This is a genomic window from Planktomarina temperata RCA23, from assembly GCF_000738435.1.
In the GTDB taxonomy this organism is placed as follows: Bacteria; Pseudomonadota; Alphaproteobacteria; order Rhodobacterales; family Rhodobacteraceae; genus Planktomarina; species Planktomarina temperata.
The window spans coordinates 942,184-962,329 of sequence record NZ_CP003984.1 but is presented as its reverse complement, the minus strand read 5'-3'; the positions used below and the strand labels follow the sequence as shown (position 1 = coordinate 962,329).

Sequence of the window (20,146 nt, the reverse complement as noted above, 5' to 3'; positions counted from 1 at the left end):
TGTCACCCGACAGGCGGAAAGCGGAAGCGTTCGGCCACCACGGTCCAATCCATATGATTGCGCACATATTGCTGTGAGGCGTCAGACGGCGGGTTGTAATCCCAATGCTGCGATGCCCCGGCCTGCATCGCAGCATTGAGTGCAAATCGATTTTTCTGGGTCGCCATGACCTTATCGCGCAAGGCCGCACTGTCCCAACGCTGCACCACCTCCTGTGCAAATCCCTCGGCAATCACCCGATAGGCCGGATGGTCAGCCAGATTTTCAAGCTCCCAAGGATCATTCGCCAGATCATACAGCTGTGCCGGATCACTGTCGCAGTGGATATATTTCATATCGCCCCGTCGGATCATAAATACCGGGTGCCCTGTCATCTCCGCACAATATTCACCAATCGCCTCTGAGACCCCATCATCCTCTCCCCGCGCCAAAGCCATCAACGAGCGCCCGTCCACAGGCATGCCAAACATATCCGCTGTTCCACCGCCGATCTCGACCATCGTCGGCAATAAATCCACCAGCGAACAGGCATTTGCAGTCTGCCCCCGGGCCACGCCTGGGCCCGCCATAATTAGGGGTACGCGCGCGGAGTGCTCAAAGAAATTCATCTTATACCATAGGCCTTTTTCGCCCAGCATATCGCCGTGATCTGCGGTGACGATGATGATGGTATTGTCCAGCTGGCCCATCTCTTCAACCGTTTGAACCAACGCACCGATCTTACTGTCAAAATAGCTGACATTTGCGTAATAGGCTCGGCGCGCGCGCCGGACCTCCTCCTCGGTCAGAGGCTTAGAATAGGCCTCAATCCCCTCCAATACCCGCTGACCAAAGGCATCGGTTGCATAATCGGGATGGCGCGGCATATCAATTTCTTCATCACTATAAAGACCCCACCACTCGGGCCGCGCAACATAAGGGTCATGAGGATGAATGAAAGAGGCCACCATGCACCAAGGTTGGGCCCCATCGCGGGCATAATCAAACAGCTTGCGCTTGGCTGAAAATTCCACCTCGTCATCATAGTCAATTTGAAAGCTGGCCATGGTTTGCCCGCTTTCTTTCACGGTCTGCATGTTGTGGTACCATTTATCGATCCGCTCATCGGCCTGCTGCCAATTTGGGGTCCAGGCAAAATCAGAGGGGTAGATGTCTGTGGTCACCCGGCTTTCAAAGCCATGCATTTGATCTGGGCCCACAAAATGCATTTTTCCAGACAGGCATGTGCTGTAGCCTAGAGATTTGAGATAATGGGCAAAGGTTGGGATAGAGGCGGCAAATTCAGACGCATTATCGTAGGCGCCAATCTTGCTAATCAATTGCCCCGCCATCATAGAAAAGCGCGATGGGGCGCAAAGCGGGCTATTGCAATAGGCCGCATCAAATCGCATCCCGCGTTCGGCCAAAGCATCCAAATGCGGGGTTTTCACCACCTCATGACCATAGGCACCGGTGAAATGTGGCGCCAGTTGATCGGCCATGATCACTAGAATATTCGGGGGTGTCATTGCGTTGCTCCATCAAACCAATTTGGTTTGATGTGGCGCAGTTTCAAATTGTAAGCCATCCCAAAAACGACACTGCTGCGCTGCCAAGTTTACGGATCGGCGCGTGCCTCCGCCACGAGCGTGGTGATCTCGTCCAGACTCAACATGCCTGGCGCAGTTTTATCGCCGACAATAAAGGCCGGCGTTCCGGTAAAGCCCAATTGTTGCGCCAAAGCATTGCTCAAGGCGATATGCGCCTCCACAGCCGGGCTCACCATATCCGCTTCAAGTTGGGCCACATCCATGCCCAGATCTCGCGCCACTTTGAAAATTAGAGCCTCCGTGACACGCCCTTCCCCATTCATCAAAGCCCAATGGAAGGCTTCATATTTGCCCTGCTCGCGTGCGGCCAAAGCAGCGCGGGCCGCAATCACGCTGTCATCGCCCAAAATTGGCCATTCGCGATAGATGACCCGTATATTTTTATCGGCCGCAAGAAGCGCCTGCACCGTCTGACCCGCGCTTCGGCAATAGGGGCAATTATAGTCGAAAAACTCCACTACGGTGACATCCCCCTCGGGGTTGCCAAGATTGGGGGCGTTGGGGTCGGATTCGAGTTCCAAACGCACGGTATTGGCTCCAGAGGCCGCCCGTTCCTTCTCGCGCTGTTGCAAAATAGCGACCGCCTGCATGATGATTTCTGGATTTTCCAAAATCGCCTCAAGCGCCAGCTGTTTGACCTGATCCTCCGTCATGCTTTGGGCGGGGGCACTCTGTGCAAAGCCTGCAAAGGCAAGGGCCAAAAGGATTGCGCGCATTCTCTAAACTCCTATAGATCCGGTTCAGTCTGGCAGATGCCTGTGCCGAAGACCAGCGGCCAATCTGCCGCAACGGGTAAAAATTCTCACACCGCACCCTTGCCCCGCGCCGGTAAACCGCAGTATTCATTGACCGGAAACTCTGACAGAACCTCGCAAGATCTTCCGGCGACGCCAGCTCTGCGTGGACAACATTATGGATGAAGACATGCGCCCCTCTCCACCCAAAGCCTGGCAATGCGTTTTGATCTGTTGGGGGACAAAATATGGCGCGGCTGATGTCAATAGATTGGTCAAACGGGTGGCGGATCAAAACAGCTCTGTCGCGCGCTTCGTGCTGGTTTCGGATCGCCCGCATGAGGGGCTTGACCCAAGGGTCGAACATGCCGCCTTGCCAGAAGTCTATCTCAAACCCGAATTCATGACCGGCGGATGCCAAGCGAAATTAGGCATGTTCAAATCGGGCGTTTTGAAACCTGACATGCCGGCCATTTATATTGATTTGGACACAGTGATCTTGGGGCCGATTGAACAGGCCTTTCAGTTTCGCAAAGACGACAGGTCCATTGTGATGTTTCAAAGTGCGGTCCTGCCCTTTTCAGGCTTGGCGCGTATGATCTATCGCCTGACCAAGGGCAAACGCTATGCGCGGGGCAATTCGTCTTTTATCGTCTTTCACCCCAAGCATTGCAGCAGGATTTCTGACGAATTTCTCAAAACTTACGACGCGGGCAAGTTTTTAAAATTCCGCCCAACCATTGCCGATGAGCGCTTCATCAGCTGGGTCGCACAGGAGCATATGATTGCACTTCCCAATCATTTTGCAGTGAAATTTCCCACGGAATTTATGATGCATCATTGGCTGCTTACCTATGCAAAATCCTGCCTGCCTTGGGTGCGCAAACGGCGGGACAAGCTGACGGTGGTCACCCTGTGTGACGTTGGGAACAAGCCAGAGAACTTGATGAAACTTGAGCTCGGCGCTCACATCTCTGACCCCAAAGGTCGGGTCCTGGTCTGGACAGACTTCGCCCTCGGCAGCATGCGTCAAAAACTCATTGCTTATTATTCTGACAAAACAGAGGCAGATGCCGGCTAGCAACCCGCTCAAGAGTGGTTTTGACTTCACCTTACCCGGGCTTCGGTCTAAGTTGCGGCAAGTTTCACCGGAGCGGCACATGCAAATCGGACATCGAAAAATAGGACCCAATGAAAAGCCATTGGTGATTGCAGAAATTGGTATCAACCATGGAGGTGATCTTGCGGTGGCCAAACATATGGTGGAGCTGGCCGCGCGCTCGGGCTGCGAGTGCATCAAACATCAGACGCATTTTGTCGAAGATGAGATGACAGAGGCCGCCAAGCAGATTTTCCCTCCCAATGCAGATATGTCGATTTGGGATGTGATGGCCAGCTGCGCCCTGTCCAAAGACGATGAAATTGCCCTCAAGGCCTATACGGAAGATCTCGGTTTGATCTACCTATCCACCCCTTTCTCACGCGCGGCCTCGGACTTTCTCGAAGAAATTGGCGTGCCTGGATTCAAAATTGGCTCGGGCGAGGCAGATAATCTGCCACTGATCCGACACATTGCCAAAAAAGGTAAGCCGGTGATCCTGTCCACGGGCATGCAGACGATTGAGACGATTCGCCAAAGCGTTCAAATTCTTGAAGACTCCGGCGTCGATTATGCGCTGTTGGAGTGCACCAATCTCTACCCCTCGCCACCGGAAATTGTCTCTCTGCGGGGCGTGAGCGATCTTAAAGCGGCTTTTCCCAATGCCATTATTGGCTTTTCCGATCACTCCATTGGCCCGGAAATGGCTTTGGCCTCAGTGGCTTTGGGCGCCTCAATTTTGGAACGTCATTATACGGACAGCCGCTACCGAAAAGGACCCGATATCGCCTGTTCGATGGACCCTTCCGAGTTGCGCCACCTGATCGATCGGTCGCAGGAAATCCACACCGCGCTGCACAATCCCAAACACCGCACCGGACCGGAGGAAGATGTCTACCGCTTCGCCCGGGCTAGCATTGTTGCCGACAAAGATTTGCCCAAGGGCCACCGCATCACGGAGCAAGATATCTGGGCCCGTCGGCCCGGTAATGGCGAAATCCCTGGCTTTGAATTTGACAGTGTTTTGGGCAAATGCCTCACCCGGCCGGTCAACCGAAACGACCAACTGACCTGGAGCGATTTGACTGATTAGCCCCGCGCCCCTACCGCACGTCTTTTATGGTCGCGCGATTTAGAGTATTGAGCCTTATGATCCAAAAACAGCGCCTTCTCTTTGTCACCGGAACACGGGCCGATTTCGGAAAAATCGAACCGCTGGCCAAAGCCGCGATTGCGGATGGGTTTTCAGTCTCTTTTTTCGTCACCGGCATGCATATGCTGGAAAGCTATGGTCTCACCAAAATCGAAGTAAACCGCCTTGCGGGGGCTTCAGTCCATGAATTTGTCAACCAAAGGCCCGGTGATCCGCAAGACGTGATCCTAGCCAAGACCATGCTCGGATTTTCTGACTTTATTATGGAAGACAAGCCGGATCTCGTGCTGGTGCATGGGGATCGGGTGGAGGCCCTCGCCTGCGCTCTCGTATGCGCGACAAACTATGTGAAATGCGCCCATATCGAAGGTGGCGAAGTTTCTGGAACCATTGATGAAATTCTGCGTCACTGCAATTCCAAACTGGCCTATTGCCACTTTGTCAGCTCCCAAACCGCAGCCCGCCGCGTGCAGGCTTTGGGGGAGGATGACAGCTCTATTCATGTGATCGGCTCGCCTGAACTGGACATTCACGGCCAGCCCTCTGGCTTTACCTTGCAAGATGTCTTGAGCCATTACGAGATCCGCACAGCGGATTATGGCATTTGCATTTTGCACCCCGTCACATCCGAAGCTGCCACCATGGGCCAGCAGGCCCAGGACTTATGTGCAGCCTTACAAGCCAGCGGCAAATATTTCGTCGTGATAAAGCCCAATAATGATCCCGGTTCAGAAGGCATCCTCAAAGTCCTGGAAACCCTGCCAAGATCGCAGTTTCAAATTATCCCATCCATGCGCTTTGGCAGGTTTTCAGAGCTTTTGCGCAACGCCGGCTGTCTGGTTGGCAACTCTTCTGCGGGGGTGCGCGAGGCGCCATTTTTGGGGGTTGCCTCTCTTGACGTGGGCACGCGGCAAACGGATCGTGCCTTCGGTCCATCCATCTCCAAGCTCCCCGCCTCAGACATGCAGGGAATTTTGCAATTTATTGAAACCAATTGGCACAAACGCTTTGCCCGCGGCGCTGAATTTGGCGATGGCAATGCAACCGAGCATTTCATCACCCTGCTGAATTCTGAGGCGTTTTGGCAAAGATCCATGCAAAAACAATTCCATGACATTGCGTCCTAATCTCTTCGGCCGCATCAGCTTAGCGATGTACCAAGGGGCCACGGCCCTCATCACCCCTATTTTGCCTTGGCATCTTAAGCGCCGGAAAAACAACGCCAAAGAACACCCTAAGCGTTGGCGCGAAAAACTTGGCCATGCTTGCCAGCCGCGGCCCCAAGGGCAGTTGGTCTGGATCAACGCTGTGGGGCTGGGCGAGGTCATGGCCCTGCGCGGCCTGATCGCGGCGCTTCACGCAGCCCGGCCAGAGCTGCATTTCTTGGTGACCTCAACAACTCTGGCCTCAGCGGAAACTTTTGAGAAAAATCTTCCGCCTCGAACCCTGCACCAATTTCTGCCCCTGGACACGCCACTCTACAATCGTCGATTTCTAGATCATTGGCGGCCAGATCTGGCGTTGTGGTCAGAACAAGACATTTGGCCTGGTCTGGTGGTAGAGACCGCCCGCCGGCGCATCCCACAAGCGCTGATCAACCTGCGCATGGCGCCCAGCTCTTTTCGGCGCAAACGCATGGCTCGGATCTTGTTTCGGGCCCTTTATCAGAAATTTGATCTGATCTCCGCTCAAGAGGCCCAAAGCGCCGCTGCAGTGGCCGAACTGTCACAAAGGCAGGACATTCAAATTGGCGGCTCCCTTAAGCCCCATTGCCCACCGCTGGCCTATACATCCGCCGCAAAACAGGCATTTTTGGAGCAAATCGGTGAGCGCCCGATTTGGCTTGCCGCGTCTTGCCATGCGGCAGACGAAGATATCGCCCTGCAGGTGCAAAGGCAGGTTGTAGAGCAAGGCGGATCGCATTTGCTCATCCTTGCCCCCCGGTTTCCAGACCGCCGCAAGGAAATTTTGGCCAAACTTTCGGGCCTGCGTCATGCGCAACGCAGCCAGGGCGAAGCGCCAGATACTCAGACGCAAGTCTATCTCGCCGATACGTTTTCTGAAATGGGGCTTTGGTATGCCTGTAGCGATCACGCGCTGATCGGGGGCAGTTTTTGCGCAGTGGAAGGGCATAACCCTTGGGAGGCTCTGCAATTGGGCTGTGCCGTAATGCACGGCCCACGGGTGGCCAATTTTGCGGCCGATTATGCCGCCCTCAACGCAGCGCAAGCGGCCACCCTTACCCCGCGACCCGAAGATCTCTATGCGGCGCTGCAGGTGCCCGCAGCGCGGGGACTTGAAGGATTTGAACGCTTACAAACGGATTGCCAGGCCAAGCTGGACGATTTGACAGGCCAGCTGCTCGAACGGATCAGTCCTTAAAGCGCGTGACGTAATCTTGCAGAAAATACCTATGAGCTTGCGCGTGATGTGGGGGATCTGCCTAAAAAAGCCTGTTATCATCGGCCCCAATGACAGCACCATCGAGTGTCCAACCCGTGAAGCCATTGCAGCGGGTCTCTGTGAGAAACTGGATTTTTCCGGACTTGCGGCGCGGTGCCATCAAGGTCAACAAAGACCGAAACTTGACCAATTTTCTTCAGCAGCGGCCCGTGAATGTTGCCAAACTGGCCATTTTGGCGCCGTATCAGTGCAAAGCTCTGCGGGGCGACGGCCGATATCAACCGTGTTTTTGGCGCGGGTGTGGGCATAAATCTCTTCATCATCGGTTGAGACACCCACCGCCTCAATACGGCTGTTGTTCAGCAATTGATCCAAAGACCAATCAATCAATGCCGTACACATCGCGGGTGAACAGTTTATCCTCAACATCGGCCAGGGTGGCATCGGCTCTATTTGCCAATATGACGTCTGATTGCGCCTTAAAGGCCACCAAATCAGGCTCCACACGCGCGCCGTCAAACCGCCCAACTGACAGCGTTGGCTCGTAGATGATCACCTCAACATTCCGCGCCTTCAACCGATCCATAATCCCTTGGATCGCCGACTCGCGGTAATTGTCAGACCCTGTCTTCATCACCAAACGGAACACCCCAACTGTTTTGGGCGCGCGCTCCACAATTTTCTCGGCCAGGAACGTCTTCCGAGTGTCATTGGCATCCACAATCGCTCGAATGAGATTTTGCGGGACCTGGGCAAAATTGGCGAACAATTGCTTGCTATCCTTCGGCAAGCAATACCCGCCATAGCCAAAAGACGGGTTGTTATAATGGCTCCCAATGCGCGGATCGAGGCAGACGCCGTCAATGATCTGGCGTGTCTGCAGATCGCGCGCCATGGCATAGCTGTCCAGCTCATTAAAAAAACCAACCCGCATGGCCAAATAGCTATTGGCAAAGAGTTTGATCGCTTCCGCCTCCTGCGCATCCGTGAAGAGCAAAGGCACCTCGCGCGTTTGCGCGCCCTCCAAGAGTAAATTGGCAAATACCTTGGCCCGCTCAGACCTCTCACCGACAATGATCCGCGAGGGGTGCAAATTGTCAAAAAGAGCCCGGCCTTCGCGCAAAAATTCCGGCGAAAAAATTATGTTATTAGAGGCAAACCTTGCCCGCGCTTGCTCCACAAACCCCACAGGAATGGTTGATTTGATTACGATCACCGCAGACGGGTTGATCGCGCTCACTTGCTCAATCACCGCTTCCACAGAGGAGGTGTCAAAGAAATGTGTGAGCGGATCATAATTGGTGGGCGTGGCCACGATGACATAATCTGCCTGACTATAGGCACGCTGCGCATCCACCGTGGCGCTAAGGTCCAACGCGCGATTTCTCAAGAATTCTTCTAGCTCTGGATCGGCAATTGGGGATTGGCGCGCATTGACCAATTCCACCCGAGCAGCATCAATATCCAAGGCAATAACTGGATTATTTTGGGCAAGCAGAACGGCGTTGGTTAATCCAACATAGCCAAGCCCAGCAACGGCAATTCTCAATCAAAACTCCTAGGACCGCACGCCAAAATCTGCATCACGGATAATATTATCTGCCCCAATATCGGCGCTTATTTATCAATCTATCAAAACGATAGGCCTCTTTTTCGGATTTTCCTAAAAATGTACAGCCCCATTATAAAAAATTTACCCCTATGGGGGGGCGACCAAGTCACCACCATGCCCTTGTGCAGCCGTCCCCGTATGTGCTCAAAAGTTCAAGCGAGGTCATTGGCAATCTTAAACAAGCCCGCTTCAAACCAGCCCTTCACTATATCTCTTGCAGTGTCGCATTTGACGGGCCAAGACTGTGATTAAAAAGCTAACCTAGGTTGAAATACCATTTTTTAATCGGCCCTAAAATGACAATCCTATCCTCAACTCCGGTTCGTGCAGATGCTCACAAATATGGCGTATTTTTCGTTTTCGCAGCGGGAATTCTATGGTCGACAGTCGGGCTCGGAATTCGCATGATCGAAGATGCCTTTGTTTGGCAGATCTTACTTTATCGGTCGGTAAGCATGTCGCTGTTTCTTTACGTGCTTATTAAAATTCGCTCAGGCGAAAGCCCTTTTGCTCAAATTCGACGCATTGGCTATCCGGTCATCATAGCCGGACTTTCACTGGTCGCAGCGTATTCTGGCGGTATTTACTCCATACAAAATACTTCGGTCGCAAATGCCATGCTTTTATTTGCAACAGCCCCGTTTATGGCGGCCGTGCTGGGATGGGTTGTTCTGCGCGAACGCGTACGCCTTGCAACCTGGATTGCGATTGTCATTGCTATTGCCGGAATCGCAGTCATGGTTGCAGACAAGTCCGGCAGCGTTGCGATTAAGGGCAGTTTAGCGGCGCTCGGATCGGCCTTTGGCTTCGCTATTTTCACAGTCGCATTGCGCTGGGGTCGAACGGGCGAAATGCTGCCCGCAGTGTTTCTGTCAGGCCTCTTTGCAATCATTATTACCCTTGTCATCTGCCTCAGCCTTCAGCTCCCACTCATTTTGAGCCCGAACGATGGCGTGATATCAATGGGAATGGGGGTGTTTCAAGTTGGGGCCGGTCTCATCCTATATACGTTAGGCTCTCGCAGCCTGCCCGCCGCAGAACTTGCCTTATTGTCGCTCGCCGAAGTCCTATTGGGTCCAATTTGGGTTTGGTTATTTCTCGGCGAAACCGCAAGTCTGAACACGCTAATCGGCGGAATGGTTTTGCTTGCAGCGATTGCGGGCAATGCCCTCTCAGGCAAGAGAAGAAAACCCCCGCCAATCACCTCCCCATGACTATTGGCGTCGATACAGCGCAGTATACGATCCTAGACGGTTCAATAGAGCGTACGGGTACAATCTCGATCCAACCCCAATTGCGTCATAAAATATTAGGTCTGGTTTGAGGTTATCTGCAAACCTTATCATCAGGAACCAGATTTTTCTTGGGTATTTTATGAGATGGTGCAAGAGTTACAGCACCAAAACGGGTAAAGGCGGTAGAGATGAAACATAGGGGCAGATGTTATTGCGGAGATATTGAGTTTGAGTTTAAGGAGCCAATACATGCGCAAATTTTATGTCATTGTAGGGAATGCCGTTATCTTTCAGGCGGTGAACCCAATGCCTCAATTGTGATTTCCGAAAACACGTTTATGGTCATAAGCGGTGAACTCAAAACCTTCGCAAGAAGCGATTTAAACGAGCCCCGTGTTCGATATTTTTGCGGCAATTGCGGAACTCACATCTGCGTCAAAAGCCCGCCTCGACCCGGCATGTTGGTTTTAAAAATTGGTACGTTAGATGATCACTCATGGTTTCAGCCGCAATCCGCAATTTATTGTGTAGACAAGCAGCCCTTTCATCAGATCCCAAAGGGTCTGCCAAGCTTTGAGAAAACGCCTCCTCCGAAATAGCCGAACATTGGACAGAACAATACGCGCGCTGCAAGATATTGGGGACCAGAGAAGCTAGATCTCAAATTAAAAACGCTATTTCCACCTACTCGGTGTGACATAGAGCATAGTGTCCCCCACACTTACCATGACATCCCCGTCTTGAATATTCACTTGCAACTGCATGGAACGGCTGGCCAGATCCCCCAATTGGGCACAATTGGTTTCTGACATATTCATGACACTTAGGTTTTTGAATCTTGTGGTGCCGTTTTGAACTTTATCCCACCACACTTCGGCAGATTTTCCACCGTAAGAATAGATGATGACGGTCTTAGCTTTGCCACAGGATTGCCGAAGAAGTTTCTCGCTGGGCAACCCGAGCGCAATCCATAGATCTGTCTCACCATTCAAGCTTTTTTCCCAAAGGTCCGGTTCGTCATCGGTGGAAATGCCTTTGGAAAACTCCAGACGTTCGCTTGCGTGCAATGCAAAGGCAAGCAAGCGCAGCATCATACGCTCATAGGTTTCGGAAGGATGCTTCGCCACCGTAAGCTTGTGGGTTTCGTAGTAATGGCGATCCATATCAGAAACGGAGAGTTCGGCTTTATAGATCGTAGATTTTTGCGCCATTTTTGTCCCGTCCATGAAAGTTGGAACCAGCTTAAGCGCTCCTGCCTTTTTTTGATAGAATAGAAATAGCTAACTGGTAAAATAAATCTCAGCTCTAAGGTTTAAATCACTGGCGAAGCGGGCGCGCTTTTCAACCTTATAACCTTATTATTTATGTATCGCCTATTTGTATCCAATGGGTTTAAACTGGACTGTGTCTTTAATTCGGTAGCGATCGACAGATTTGGAATATGACGTGCAAACAGACTACATCATTGTTGGCGGGGGATCGGCTGGCTGCGTCTTGGCCAACCGTTTGAGCGAAAACCCCAATGTGCATGTCACATTGGTTGAAGCTGGGGGCGAGGATTGGAATCCGCTGATCCATATACCCGCCGGCTATATCAAAACCATGGTCGATCCAAAGGTGAATTGGATGTTCGACACTGCGCCAGATGCACGCACGGCGGATCGAAAAATTGCGATGCCGCGGGGCAAAGTTCTGGGCGGGTCTTCTGCTATCAACGCGATGCTCTATGTGCGCGGTCAAGCGGAAGATTATGACGCTTGGGCGGCGCGGGGCAACGCTGGCTGGTCCTATTTGGACGTTTTGCCTTACTTCAAGAAATCCGAAAATTGCCAAATTGCATCTTTGCAGGAGCCAAAAGACATGCAATTTCGCGGCGCTGATGGGCCTTTAAAAGTCAACGCTATTCGCTCGACATATCCCATATTGGACCGGCTTATGGAGTCGGCCCAGTCTTTGCAATTTCCGATAAACGCCGACTATAATGGCCAGACGCAAGAAGGGTTTGGCTACTACCAATTGACGCAAAGCCACGGGTTACGATTTTCCGCAAAAAAGGCCTATCTCGCACCGGTTCGGCGCCGTTCCAATCTGACGGTTCTGACCAAATGTCAGGTCATTGGCCTCGATATTGACCACAACAAAACGGCGCGCGGCGTGCATGTCTTTCGCAGCGGGCGGAGGCAAAACTTGCAGGCAACCCGCGAGGTCATTCTATCCGCCGGTGCCATACAATCCCCGCAGCTGCTCGAATTGTCCGGCATTGGCGATCCAAAAATTTTGCAAAAACACGGCCTCGCTGTCACTCATCCGCTCAGCGGCGTAGGAGAGCATCTGTCCGACCATTATATTTCCCGCCTGTCGTGGCAGCTATCTGCGGATCTTTCTATCAACAAAAATTCTAGGGGGCTGCGCCTTTTGGGTGAAATCTTGCGGTTTGGCTTGACCCGCAGAGGCACGCTGTCGCTCCCGGCGGGAATGCTGGCGGGATTTGTGAAATCGGATCCCTCACAACCACGGCCAGATATTCAGTATCATATCGCAAATGCAAGTTTTGAAAATCCAGCGGAACGGGTGTTTGACCGCTTTCCAGGCCTGACGATTGGACCTTGCCAATTGCGCCCCTTCAGTCGCGGTCATGTGCATATTCAATCGCCAAACCCGTCAGACGCGCCGCTTATCGTCCCGAATTACTTAGAGGATCAAAGAGATCAATCCGTGCATATCGCCGGTATGAAAATTGCGCGCGATCTCATGGCAACCCCAATAATGTCACAGTGGGTTGATCGTGAGATTGCCCCAGGGATTGATAGATTGAGCGATGCGGATCTGCTGAGCTATGCGCTCGCAACGGGCGTCACGCTCTATCATCCCGTATCAACCTGCCGCATGGGGCCAAGCCCGGATGCGGGCGACGTGGTCGACAGTAGACTTCGCGTGTATGGCATTCATAATTTACGCGTGGTTGATGCCTCCATCATGCCAGAGTTAATCTCCGGAAATACGAATGCACCAACCATTATGATCGCAGAAAAAGCAGCGGATATGATCAAAGCTGATGCTGTGTCTATCAAGGGCAAATGAGTCTGCAAAGGGCCACACCCTTAAGCGGTATTCCTCACTGACACCCTGCCCCACGGCCTCGCTTTTCAGATCGGCCCGTTGTGAAGGGTCTCGAAGATAGCGGATTTTGGGACCACATGATCGCCAATTCCAACTCTGACTGTTGCGCAGGTCTTGCGAGCGGTCACCATGCCGAAGCGATAGCGCCAACGTAGGCAAGGAAGAGCTCTGGGTCGTAATCTGTTATGCTTGCACAGGTGATAGAGGACAGGTGAACCGTAACCGCGCGCCACCATCGATGCTGACGATTGAAAACTCGCCATTACTGTCAAGAATACGCCTTTTCATGTTTTTAAGCCCGAAGCCGGGAGTTTTTTCAATCTTGGACATATCCAGAGTTTGGCCACCGGTATTTTCTATCGTAACCTCCAAGATATGACCCTCGATAATGTTGAACCTAATGTCGAGACATTCACATTTTGCTCTATGGACAGCATTGTTTATCGCCTCTTGAACTACCTTTAGCATTCCAACATCCGGTGAAAGATATGCATCAATTTCCGCATTAAAACTATCAATATTTGTGGTTACCGTAATGGGTGTCTCGATATCGATTAGCGGAACAATAAATTTATTTCTTACGGTATTTACAAAAAATTCAGGCTTTTCAAATCTGTATTTCTAAACTCTAAGATTAACTGTAAAGAACGAGATTTAATCTGACAATTTTGTATATTTGAACAAAAGGAGTCAGAGAGATGACGAACATCGAAAGTAAACTAATCAAGCCCAAGCTTGGCGTTTTGGAATTGGCAAAGCAGCTTGGCAGCGTCAGCGCGGCTTGCAAAACCATGGGCTATTCGCGTGACAGTTTTTACCGCTTCAAGAAGCTTTATGAGAACGGTGGCGAAGAAGCCTTGCGCGAGATCAGCCGTAAGAAGCCGATCATCCGCAACCGTGTACCGGAACATGTCGAACGCGCGGTGATTGAGCTTGCGATTGAAAATCCTGCCTTGGGCCAGCTGCGTGTCGCCCAAGAATTGTTGCAGCGGGGCATCGTGGTCTCCAGTGGTGGGGTGCGGTCGATTTGGTTGCGCAACGAGCTGGAAACCATGAAAAAACGCCTGAAAGCCTTGGAAACGCGGTCCGCGCAAGAAGGGTTTGTTCTGACCGAAGCGCAGATTGTGGCGCTGGAAAAAGCCAAGTCACAACGTGAAGCGGCTGGTGAGATTGAGACCTACCATCCCGGCTATCTTGGCAGCCAGGATACCTATTTTGTCGGCACAATGAAGGGGGTTGGACGGATTTACCAACAAACCTTCGTCGATACATATAGCCGCGTGGCAATGGCAAAACTGTACATTGAGAAAACGGCGATCACTGCCGCCGATATGTTGAATGACCAAGTCGTACCCTTCTTTGACGAACAAGAGGTGCCCCTGCTGCGCATCTTAACAGATCGGGGCACGGAATATTGCGGCACCGTTGAGCGTCACAGCTATCAACTGTATCTGGCCATGGAAGATATTGATCACAGCAAGACAAAAGCCAACCATCCCCAAACAAACGGGATCTGTGAACGCTTTCATCGCACCATGAAAAATGAGTTCTATGACATAGCGTTCCGCAAGAAAATCTACGGATCGCTGGAAGAGCTGCAAACAGACGTTGATCATTGGTTGGCAAAATACAACGAACAGCGACCCCATTCGGGAAAACATTGCTACGGAAAAACGCCCATGCAAACATTCCGTGAAGCTCGACATTTGGTAGGCGAAAAGACTATCCCTATCACAAACCAATCTGACAGCATGTACGAAATGACACACGCTGGATGATAACAATGTCAGATTAAATAATGTCTTTTACAGTTAAATCCAGATATTGCCACCATACTTTATGGGGTGCATGAGAAACACTGCGCAACCATTTTTAGTCTTACAGCAGCTGTGATGCCACGATGGCCATGTTGGGACGATCTTTTTATGACTAGGGTCATTTCGCAACCTGATCCGGTGCCTTCTCCATCTTTTCAATGATGGACTAGTCAACGCGCAGAACCTGCCGCAAAATTTGTGATCCCCCTGAGCCTCCCCCTTTGAAGTGGTCCACCGCTGTTCGGAAATGGAGGACCATAAATGGCCATCAAGACACCGAACTGTTTCGTGAAAGATGTCGATGCCACGTTCATGCAAGATGTCTTCCACCGGACGAAACCTCAATGGATAGCGCATGTGATAGATCACTGCCATTGGGATGATTTTTAGGTGAAGTCTTGAAATATTTGAAGGGACAACATGTTGTCATTTCAAAATAGCGGAATGGGAAGTGTTGTCTCATTCACGCGTCCGATAAACTCGCCTGCCCGCTTCAACCGAGTTTGATCTGACCGTCCCAGTTAGGGTCTTCAAACCCACCAATAGCCGCCAAAAGGCTGATCACTTTATCTGCACCAACTCCATTGCGCAGGCTCGTGAAACAAAAGGGCTTATCCCCACGCATCCGTATTGCATCGCGTTCCATCACTTCAAGCGAGGCCCCAACGTGGGGCGCAAGATCTGTTTTGTTGATGACCAATACATCTGACTTGGTGATTGCAGGTCCCCCCTTGCGTGGTATCTCTTCACCTGCCGCAACATCAATCACATAAACTGTAACATCTGCCAATTCAGGGCTGAAAGTGGCAGACAGGTTGTCCCCGCCACTCTCAATTAGAACGATCTCAACATCGGGGTGACGCTCGCGTATTTCAGCAATAGCTGCCAAATTGATCGAGGCATCCTCGCGAATAGCCGTATGTGGACAGCCCCCTGTTTCCACACCGATCACGCGATCTTGAGGCAGAATTTGCATCCGCATCAAAGCTTCGGCGTCCTCTTGGGTGTAGATGTCGTTCGTGATTACAGCGATGGATGTCTGAGGATGAAGGATTTTTGCCAGTGCAGCTGTCAAAGTTGTTTTTCCTGCTCCAACAGGGCCACCAATACCAATGCGCAGAGGGCCGTTTTTCGACGCCATGGGCTGTCTCCTTATGTGCGAAAGACGCGTGAATATTGAGTTTCGTGACGCATAGATGTGATATCTGACATCCATGCACTGTTATGAAGATCGTCTAATGTTGCGCCCTGCAGCTGTTTGGCAATTTCAGTGCAGTGCTGCTGCAAAGCGAGTTGTGTTTTCTGCCCATCGACTTGGCCTAAAGGGACCAACCGCATTGCAGCGGCTGTTAAGTTTGCGATGAAAGATTGTAGATACATTGCAGTTGTAAGTTCAGACTCAAGCGCAAGTATTGCAGCCACGCGGCCAACAGCCACTGGATAGCAAAGCCGTCCAAGTTCTATGCCCCACACCGTCTGAACGGTTTCACAAAAGGCCGCGCCTTGCAGATCTGTTTCCCGCAAGCGTTCTGCGGATGCGGCAAATGCGCGTGCATGGGTGTCTATGTTCTGAACTGCGTCTTCAGCCGAACCAAAGGCTGCATTCAACATTAGAGCATCCGACTGCGCGCCACCATGTTCTAACAAGTCCGTCAGCCATGACTGCAGTGAAGGTGCGGACACAATCTGCCCCTCGCTTATAGCCGTCTCCAGCCCATGTGAGTAGGCGAAAGCACCAACAGGGAAGCTGGGCGACAAAAGCTGTGATAGGGTTAATATGTCAGTGGTCATGGTCATGCGCAGTGGCACCATGTTCATGCGCATGGGTGCGCCCGTGGCCATAGGCACCACCCTCCGGCGTGAAGGGGGCTTCAATCTGCGTCACTGTTGCACCCAGATGCTCAAGCATATGGCCTATGACGGCGTCGTTTTGGATCAAAAGGCGATCTCTCTCAATCTGGCAAGGGGTATGGCGATTGCCGATATGCCATGCGAGTTGAACCAGATCACCGGTGATTTCCAGCAATGGCTCGGGCGCAGCGACGACTTCAATGGCCTGACCGTCGGCCAATGCGAACGCGTCGCCATTGTCCAAAGATGTAGTATGAGCAAGATCCACCAAAAGACTCGCGCCTTTGACAGTTTTTAGAACCTTGCGGCGCAAAAATCTGTCCTCATACCGGAGAAAACACCTGTCGGAAGCATTAGACCAAGCGCCCATTTTTAAGATTGTTTGAGAAATATAATCCGTCATCAAAATAAAAAATACCTTTGGGCCATCGGAAGTTTTGTAGCGGGTTCACAGGTTAGAAGTTCACCATCGGCGCGCACCTCGTAGGTTTCTGGATTGACCTCCATATGTGGCGTGGCGGTGTTGTGTATCAGATGGGATTTGCCAATTTTGCGGGTGTTTTCCACAGCAACGGTTTGCTTTGACAGACCCAATTTGTCACCAATCCCATCCGCTTGGGCAGCGGCGGAAACAAAACAGACGGCTGAATGCTCGACCGACTTTCCATAGGCCCCAAACATGGGGCGTGAATAGACTGGCTGCGGGGTCGGGATTGAGGCGTTTGGGTCGCCCATCTGCGCACAAACGATTGTACCTGCCATTAGAACCATCTCAGGTTTTACGCCAAAAAACGCAGGGGCCCATAGCACCAGATCGGCACGTTTACCCTCAGTGATGCTGCCAATTTCGCGACTAATCCCATGAGCAATCGCAGGGTTGATCGTGTACTTTGCAATATAGCGGCGCACACGGAAATTATCATTGTCGCCTGTTTCTTCAGACAGCCGGCCGCGCTGTTTTTTCATTTTGTCAGCGGTTTGCCATGTGCGGATCAACACCTCACCCACACGGCCCATCGCCTGACTGTCAGAGGCTATGATCGAAAAGGCACCCATGTCATGCAGAATATCTTCTGCCGCAATGGTTTCGCGGCGGATGCGACTTTCTGCAAACGCAACATCCTCTGGGATGGATTTGTCGAGGTGGTGGCAGACCATCAGCATGTCCAAATGCTCTTCTAATGTGTTCACAGTATAGGGCCGCGTTGGGTTGGTGGAGGACGGCAGAACATGCTCTTCACCACAGATTTTGATGATGTCCGGAGCATGCCCGCCGCCTGCACCTTCGGTATGAAAAGCGTGAATTGTGCGCCCTTTCAATGCTGCTACCGTGGTTTCAACAAAGCCAGATTCATTGAGTGTGTCAGTATGGATCATAACCTGCACATCCATGTCATCAGCCACAGAAAGGCAGCAATCAATCGCAGCAGGAGTCGTGCCCCAATCTTCATGCAACTTTAGCGCGCACGCACCACCTCTTACCATCTCGACCAATGCGTTCGGTTGGCTGGCGTTGCCTTTGCCTGCAAAAGCGAGGTTCATGGAAAAAGCATCTGCAGCCTGCAACATGCGCCCAATGTGCCATGGTCCCGGCGTACAAGTCGTGGCCAAAGTACCATGTGCTGGGCCAGTGCCCCCGCCGAGCATTGTGGTCATACCAGAATGCAAGGCATCCTCGATCTGTTGCGGGCAGATAAAGTGTATGTGGCTGTCAAAACCGCCTGCTGTCAGGATGCGCCCCTCACAAGCAATGACTTCGGTTCCCGGGCCTATGATGATATCTACACCCGGTTGCGTGTCTGGGTTGCCGGCCTTGCCGATCTTATGAATGCGACCATCGCGCAAACCCACATCCGCTTTGTAGATGCCGCTGTGATCAATGATCAAAGCGTTGGTCATAACAGTATCCACAGCACCTGCAGCACGGGTGACTTGGGATTGGCCCATGCCATCACGAATGACTTTACCACCGCCGAATTTTACCTCCTCGCCATAGGTCATGCCATTGCGGCCATTGGTGCGTTCTGCGGTCAGATCGCGTTCGACCTCAATAATAAGATCCGTGTCAGCAAGGCGTATTTTGTCACCCACAGTTGGCCCAAACATGGCAGCGTAATCGGCGCGATTAATCGATGTGGCCATTATAAATCTCCCATAACTTGACTGTTGAACCCAAAGACACGCCGCGCGCCTGATATCTCGATCAAATGGACCTCGCGCCGTTGACCCGGTTCAAACCGGACTGCGGTGCCGGGTGCGATATCCAGGCGACGGCCAAAGGCGGCTAGGCGATCAAAATCCAGCGCGGCGTTGCTCTCAGCAAAATGGTAGTGACTGCCAACCTGCACTGGGCGGTCGCCAGTGTTGGCCACTATCAAGGTGATCGCCTCACGGTCTGCATTTAGGATGAGCTCGCCATCGGCTGGAAAAATTTCTCCGGGGATCATAGCACTCTCCTATCTAATGGGGTTGTGAACGGTGACCAATTTGGTCCCATCAGGAAAAGTGGCCTCTACCTGAACATCGTGGATCATCTCTGGGATGCCCTCCATGCATTGATCACGGGTGATCACATGGGCACCGCTCTCCATCATGTCTGCGACAGAGCGCCCGTCACGCGCACCCTCAACAACAGCGTCAGCAATCAATGCAATCGCCTCTGGATAATTTAGCTTCACACCACGGGCGAGCCGCTTACGGGCTACTTCGGCGGCCATTGCAACCAGCAGTTTATCTTTTTCACGCGGGGTCAAATGCATCGTTCATAGCCTCCAGTTTTTGGGAACTGCGTTGTGGGTTAGATGGGTCAGGATCGGGAGCAAGGCAGTGCGCAGCGCGAAGCTGTCAGAGCAAAGCAATCGAATAACGAGGATGTTGTCTGCCAAAAGACTTGCCCCACCAGAGGAAGGAAGCAGGGCGCGTACGCCATCAATCATCGCTTTGGCCATTTGATCGACAAGAACAATACTGGCCATGGCACGTGCTCCAGCTGCGACTGCAGGCCGCTTCAGGATACATGCGATGTCACCGTCCAGTTTGACGCGATCAACATAAATTGGTGTTCCTTCAGTGGTAATGCAAACTCTGTCGTCCAGGGAGCACTGTTGGAGGATTTCTCCAGAGGCCTCTCTACCGAAGACGAGTGGCTCGACCATGAGGAACTTTGCATCCCTTGCGACTTCAACTTCTAAGCGCCGGCATAAGCGGGAGCCTTCAAACAGGATCGTTTCTTGAGGCAGCCAATAAAGTTGCGCGTTCGACTTCACTTTGAGCCGCGTTTGCATCGATCCGGCTATTGCATTTGAAGCGCGGTAAATGCGTTCAGCCGCTTGAGTAGTAACGCTGATCTTAGCGTGACTGTTGGCAGTGACTTCAGTTGAGAATTTATCACCGCCTGTGATGCCGCCTGCCGTGTTAATTATTACGGCTTCGATCTCGTCATTTGCCGGGCGTGGAAAGATGGCACGATAGGACCCTTGTTGGCGCAGATCTTTCAAGCGCGACTGATCTCCATCAGCAAACACCGCGCTTAT

At 52.0% G+C, this 20,146-nt stretch carries 21 protein-coding genes and 1 pseudogene; 8 read left to right on the top strand and 14 right to left on the bottom strand.

Annotation, left to right across the window (positions count from 1 at the left end):
• Positions 1-2 precede the first annotated feature (2 nt).
• Together betC and RCA23_RS04605 are read right to left on the bottom strand one after the other, a co-directional pair.
• A complete protein-coding gene (gene betC, locus RCA23_RS04610) occupies positions 3-1,508 on the bottom strand; it encodes a choline-sulfatase (protein ID WP_044049296.1) in 1,506 nt (501 codons plus the stop codon).
• A gap of 89 nt (positions 1,509-1,597) precedes the next feature.
• Entirely contained in the window at positions 1,598-2,305 is a 708-nt protein-coding gene (locus RCA23_RS04605; RefSeq protein WP_052377040.1) for a DsbA family protein, read from the bottom strand.
• A gap of 196 nt (positions 2,306-2,501) precedes the next feature.
• Between RCA23_RS04605 and RCA23_RS04600 the strand changes: the two genes are divergently transcribed.
• The 4 genes from RCA23_RS04600 (at position 2,502) to RCA23_RS04585 (ending at position 6,957) form a co-directional block, all read left to right on the top strand.
• Positions 2,502-3,404: a hypothetical protein gene (locus tag RCA23_RS04600; protein WP_044049295.1), complete on the top strand. Its 903-nt coding sequence runs from the start codon at positions 2,502-2,504 to the stop codon at positions 3,402-3,404.
• Positions 3,405-3,483: 79 nt separating this feature from the next.
• A complete protein-coding gene (locus RCA23_RS04595) occupies positions 3,484-4,515 on the top strand; it encodes an N-acetylneuraminate synthase family protein (protein WP_044049294.1) in 1,032 nt (343 codons plus the stop codon).
• A gap of 56 nt (positions 4,516-4,571) precedes the next feature.
• Positions 4,572-5,702: a UDP-N-acetylglucosamine 2-epimerase gene (gene neuC / locus RCA23_RS04590; protein ID WP_044049293.1), complete on the top strand. Its 1,131-nt coding sequence runs from the start codon at positions 4,572-4,574 to the stop codon at positions 5,700-5,702.
• The gene (locus RCA23_RS04585) at positions 5,686-6,957 is read left to right on the top strand and encodes a glycosyltransferase N-terminal domain-containing protein (protein WP_052377039.1); all 1,272 of its coding nucleotides are present in this window, start codon (positions 5,686-5,688) and stop codon (positions 6,955-6,957) included. The genes neuC and RCA23_RS04585 overlap by 17 nt, the downstream gene beginning before the upstream one ends.
• 186 nt (positions 6,958-7,143) lie before the next feature.
• On the opposite strand, the gene RCA23_RS04580 is transcribed toward RCA23_RS04585, so the two are convergent.
• Both RCA23_RS04580 and RCA23_RS04575 read right to left on the bottom strand, forming a co-directional pair.
• Positions 7,144-7,368 carry a glycosyltransferase family protein gene (locus RCA23_RS04580; protein ID WP_169701328.1) on the bottom strand — a complete coding sequence of 75 codons (225 nt, stop codon included), beginning with the start codon at positions 7,366-7,368 and terminating at the stop codon, positions 7,144-7,146.
• The gene (locus RCA23_RS04575; RefSeq protein ID WP_044049291.1) at positions 7,361-8,527 is read right to left on the bottom strand and encodes a nucleotide sugar dehydrogenase; all 1,167 of its coding nucleotides are present in this window, start codon (positions 8,525-8,527) and stop codon (positions 7,361-7,363) included. The genes RCA23_RS04580 and RCA23_RS04575 overlap by 8 nt, the downstream gene beginning before the upstream one ends.
• Before the next feature lie 359 nt (positions 8,528-8,886).
• Here RCA23_RS04575 and RCA23_RS04570 point away from each other — a divergent pair, with 359 nt between their 5' ends.
• Together RCA23_RS04570 and RCA23_RS16975 are read left to right on the top strand one after the other, a co-directional pair.
• Positions 8,887-9,804 (top strand): DMT family transporter, encoded by a 918-nt coding sequence (locus RCA23_RS04570; RefSeq protein ID WP_044049290.1) that lies wholly within the window; start codon positions 8,887-8,889, stop codon positions 9,802-9,804.
• Positions 9,805-10,013: 209 nt separating this feature from the next.
• The gene (locus RCA23_RS16975) at positions 10,014-10,424 is read left to right on the top strand and encodes a GFA family protein (RefSeq protein ID WP_081870892.1); all 411 of its coding nucleotides are present in this window, start codon (positions 10,014-10,016) and stop codon (positions 10,422-10,424) included.
• A 75-nt stretch (positions 10,425-10,499) separates the two neighbouring features.
• On the opposite strand, the gene RCA23_RS04565 is transcribed toward RCA23_RS16975, so the two are convergent.
• Positions 10,500-11,036, bottom strand: coding sequence for a YaeQ family protein (locus RCA23_RS04565; RefSeq protein ID WP_044051288.1), 537 nt, complete (start codon positions 11,034-11,036; stop codon positions 10,500-10,502).
• Positions 11,037-11,271: 235 nt separating this feature from the next.
• On the opposite strand from RCA23_RS04565, the gene RCA23_RS04560 reads away from it, so the two are divergent.
• Positions 11,272-12,906, top strand: a complete 1,635-nt coding sequence (locus RCA23_RS04560) for a GMC family oxidoreductase N-terminal domain-containing protein (RefSeq protein ID WP_052377038.1) — start codon at positions 11,272-11,274, stop codon at positions 12,904-12,906.
• Positions 12,907-13,128: 222 nt separating this feature from the next.
• Here the strand turns inward: RCA23_RS04560 and RCA23_RS16970 are convergent, their stop codons facing one another.
• Positions 13,129-13,413, bottom strand: coding sequence for an ATP-binding protein (locus RCA23_RS16970; RefSeq protein WP_044049288.1), 285 nt, complete (start codon positions 13,411-13,413; stop codon positions 13,129-13,131).
• 230 nt (positions 13,414-13,643) lie between these two features.
• Here RCA23_RS16970 and RCA23_RS04550 point away from each other — a divergent pair, with 230 nt between their 5' ends.
• The gene (locus tag RCA23_RS04550) at positions 13,644-14,723 is read left to right on the top strand and encodes an IS481 family transposase (RefSeq protein ID WP_044048845.1); all 1,080 of its coding nucleotides are present in this window, start codon (positions 13,644-13,646) and stop codon (positions 14,721-14,723) included.
• A 315-nt stretch (positions 14,724-15,038) separates the two neighbouring features.
• On the opposite strand, the pseudogene RCA23_RS16735 reads toward RCA23_RS04550, so the two are convergent.
• From RCA23_RS16735 to RCA23_RS04515, 8 genes and pseudogenes are all read right to left on the bottom strand, one after another.
• A pseudogene (locus RCA23_RS16735) lies at positions 15,039-15,192 on the bottom strand (IS6 family transposase); the annotation flags it as partial.
• 63 nt (positions 15,193-15,255) lie between these two features.
• Positions 15,256-15,903, bottom strand: a complete 648-nt coding sequence (gene ureG / locus RCA23_RS04545; protein WP_044049287.1) for an urease accessory protein UreG — start codon at positions 15,901-15,903, stop codon at positions 15,256-15,258.
• An 11-nt stretch (positions 15,904-15,914) separates the two neighbouring features.
• Positions 15,915-16,604, bottom strand: coding sequence for an urease accessory protein UreF (locus RCA23_RS04540; RefSeq protein WP_236631394.1), 690 nt, complete (start codon positions 16,602-16,604; stop codon positions 15,915-15,917).
• Positions 16,543-17,016, bottom strand: a complete 474-nt coding sequence (locus RCA23_RS04535; protein ID WP_044049286.1) for an urease accessory protein UreE — start codon at positions 17,014-17,016, stop codon at positions 16,543-16,545. The genes RCA23_RS04540 and RCA23_RS04535 overlap by 62 nt, the downstream gene beginning before the upstream one ends.
• Positions 17,016-18,755, bottom strand: coding sequence for an urease subunit alpha (gene ureC, locus RCA23_RS04530; RefSeq protein ID WP_044049285.1), 1,740 nt, complete (start codon positions 18,753-18,755; stop codon positions 17,016-17,018). Before ureC ends, RCA23_RS04535 begins: the two co-directional genes overlap by 1 nt.
• Positions 18,755-19,060, bottom strand: a complete 306-nt coding sequence (locus tag RCA23_RS04525; RefSeq protein ID WP_044049284.1) for an urease subunit beta — start codon at positions 19,058-19,060, stop codon at positions 18,755-18,757. The genes ureC and RCA23_RS04525 overlap by 1 nt, the downstream gene beginning before the upstream one ends.
• A gap of 9 nt (positions 19,061-19,069) precedes the next feature.
• On the bottom strand, positions 19,070-19,372 hold the full coding sequence (locus tag RCA23_RS04520) for an urease subunit gamma (RefSeq protein WP_044049283.1): 303 nt from the start codon (positions 19,370-19,372) through the stop codon (positions 19,070-19,072).
• A gap of 3 nt (positions 19,373-19,375) precedes the next feature.
• Entirely contained in the window at positions 19,376-20,146 is a 771-nt protein-coding gene (locus RCA23_RS04515; RefSeq protein WP_488578121.1) for an urease accessory protein UreD, read from the bottom strand.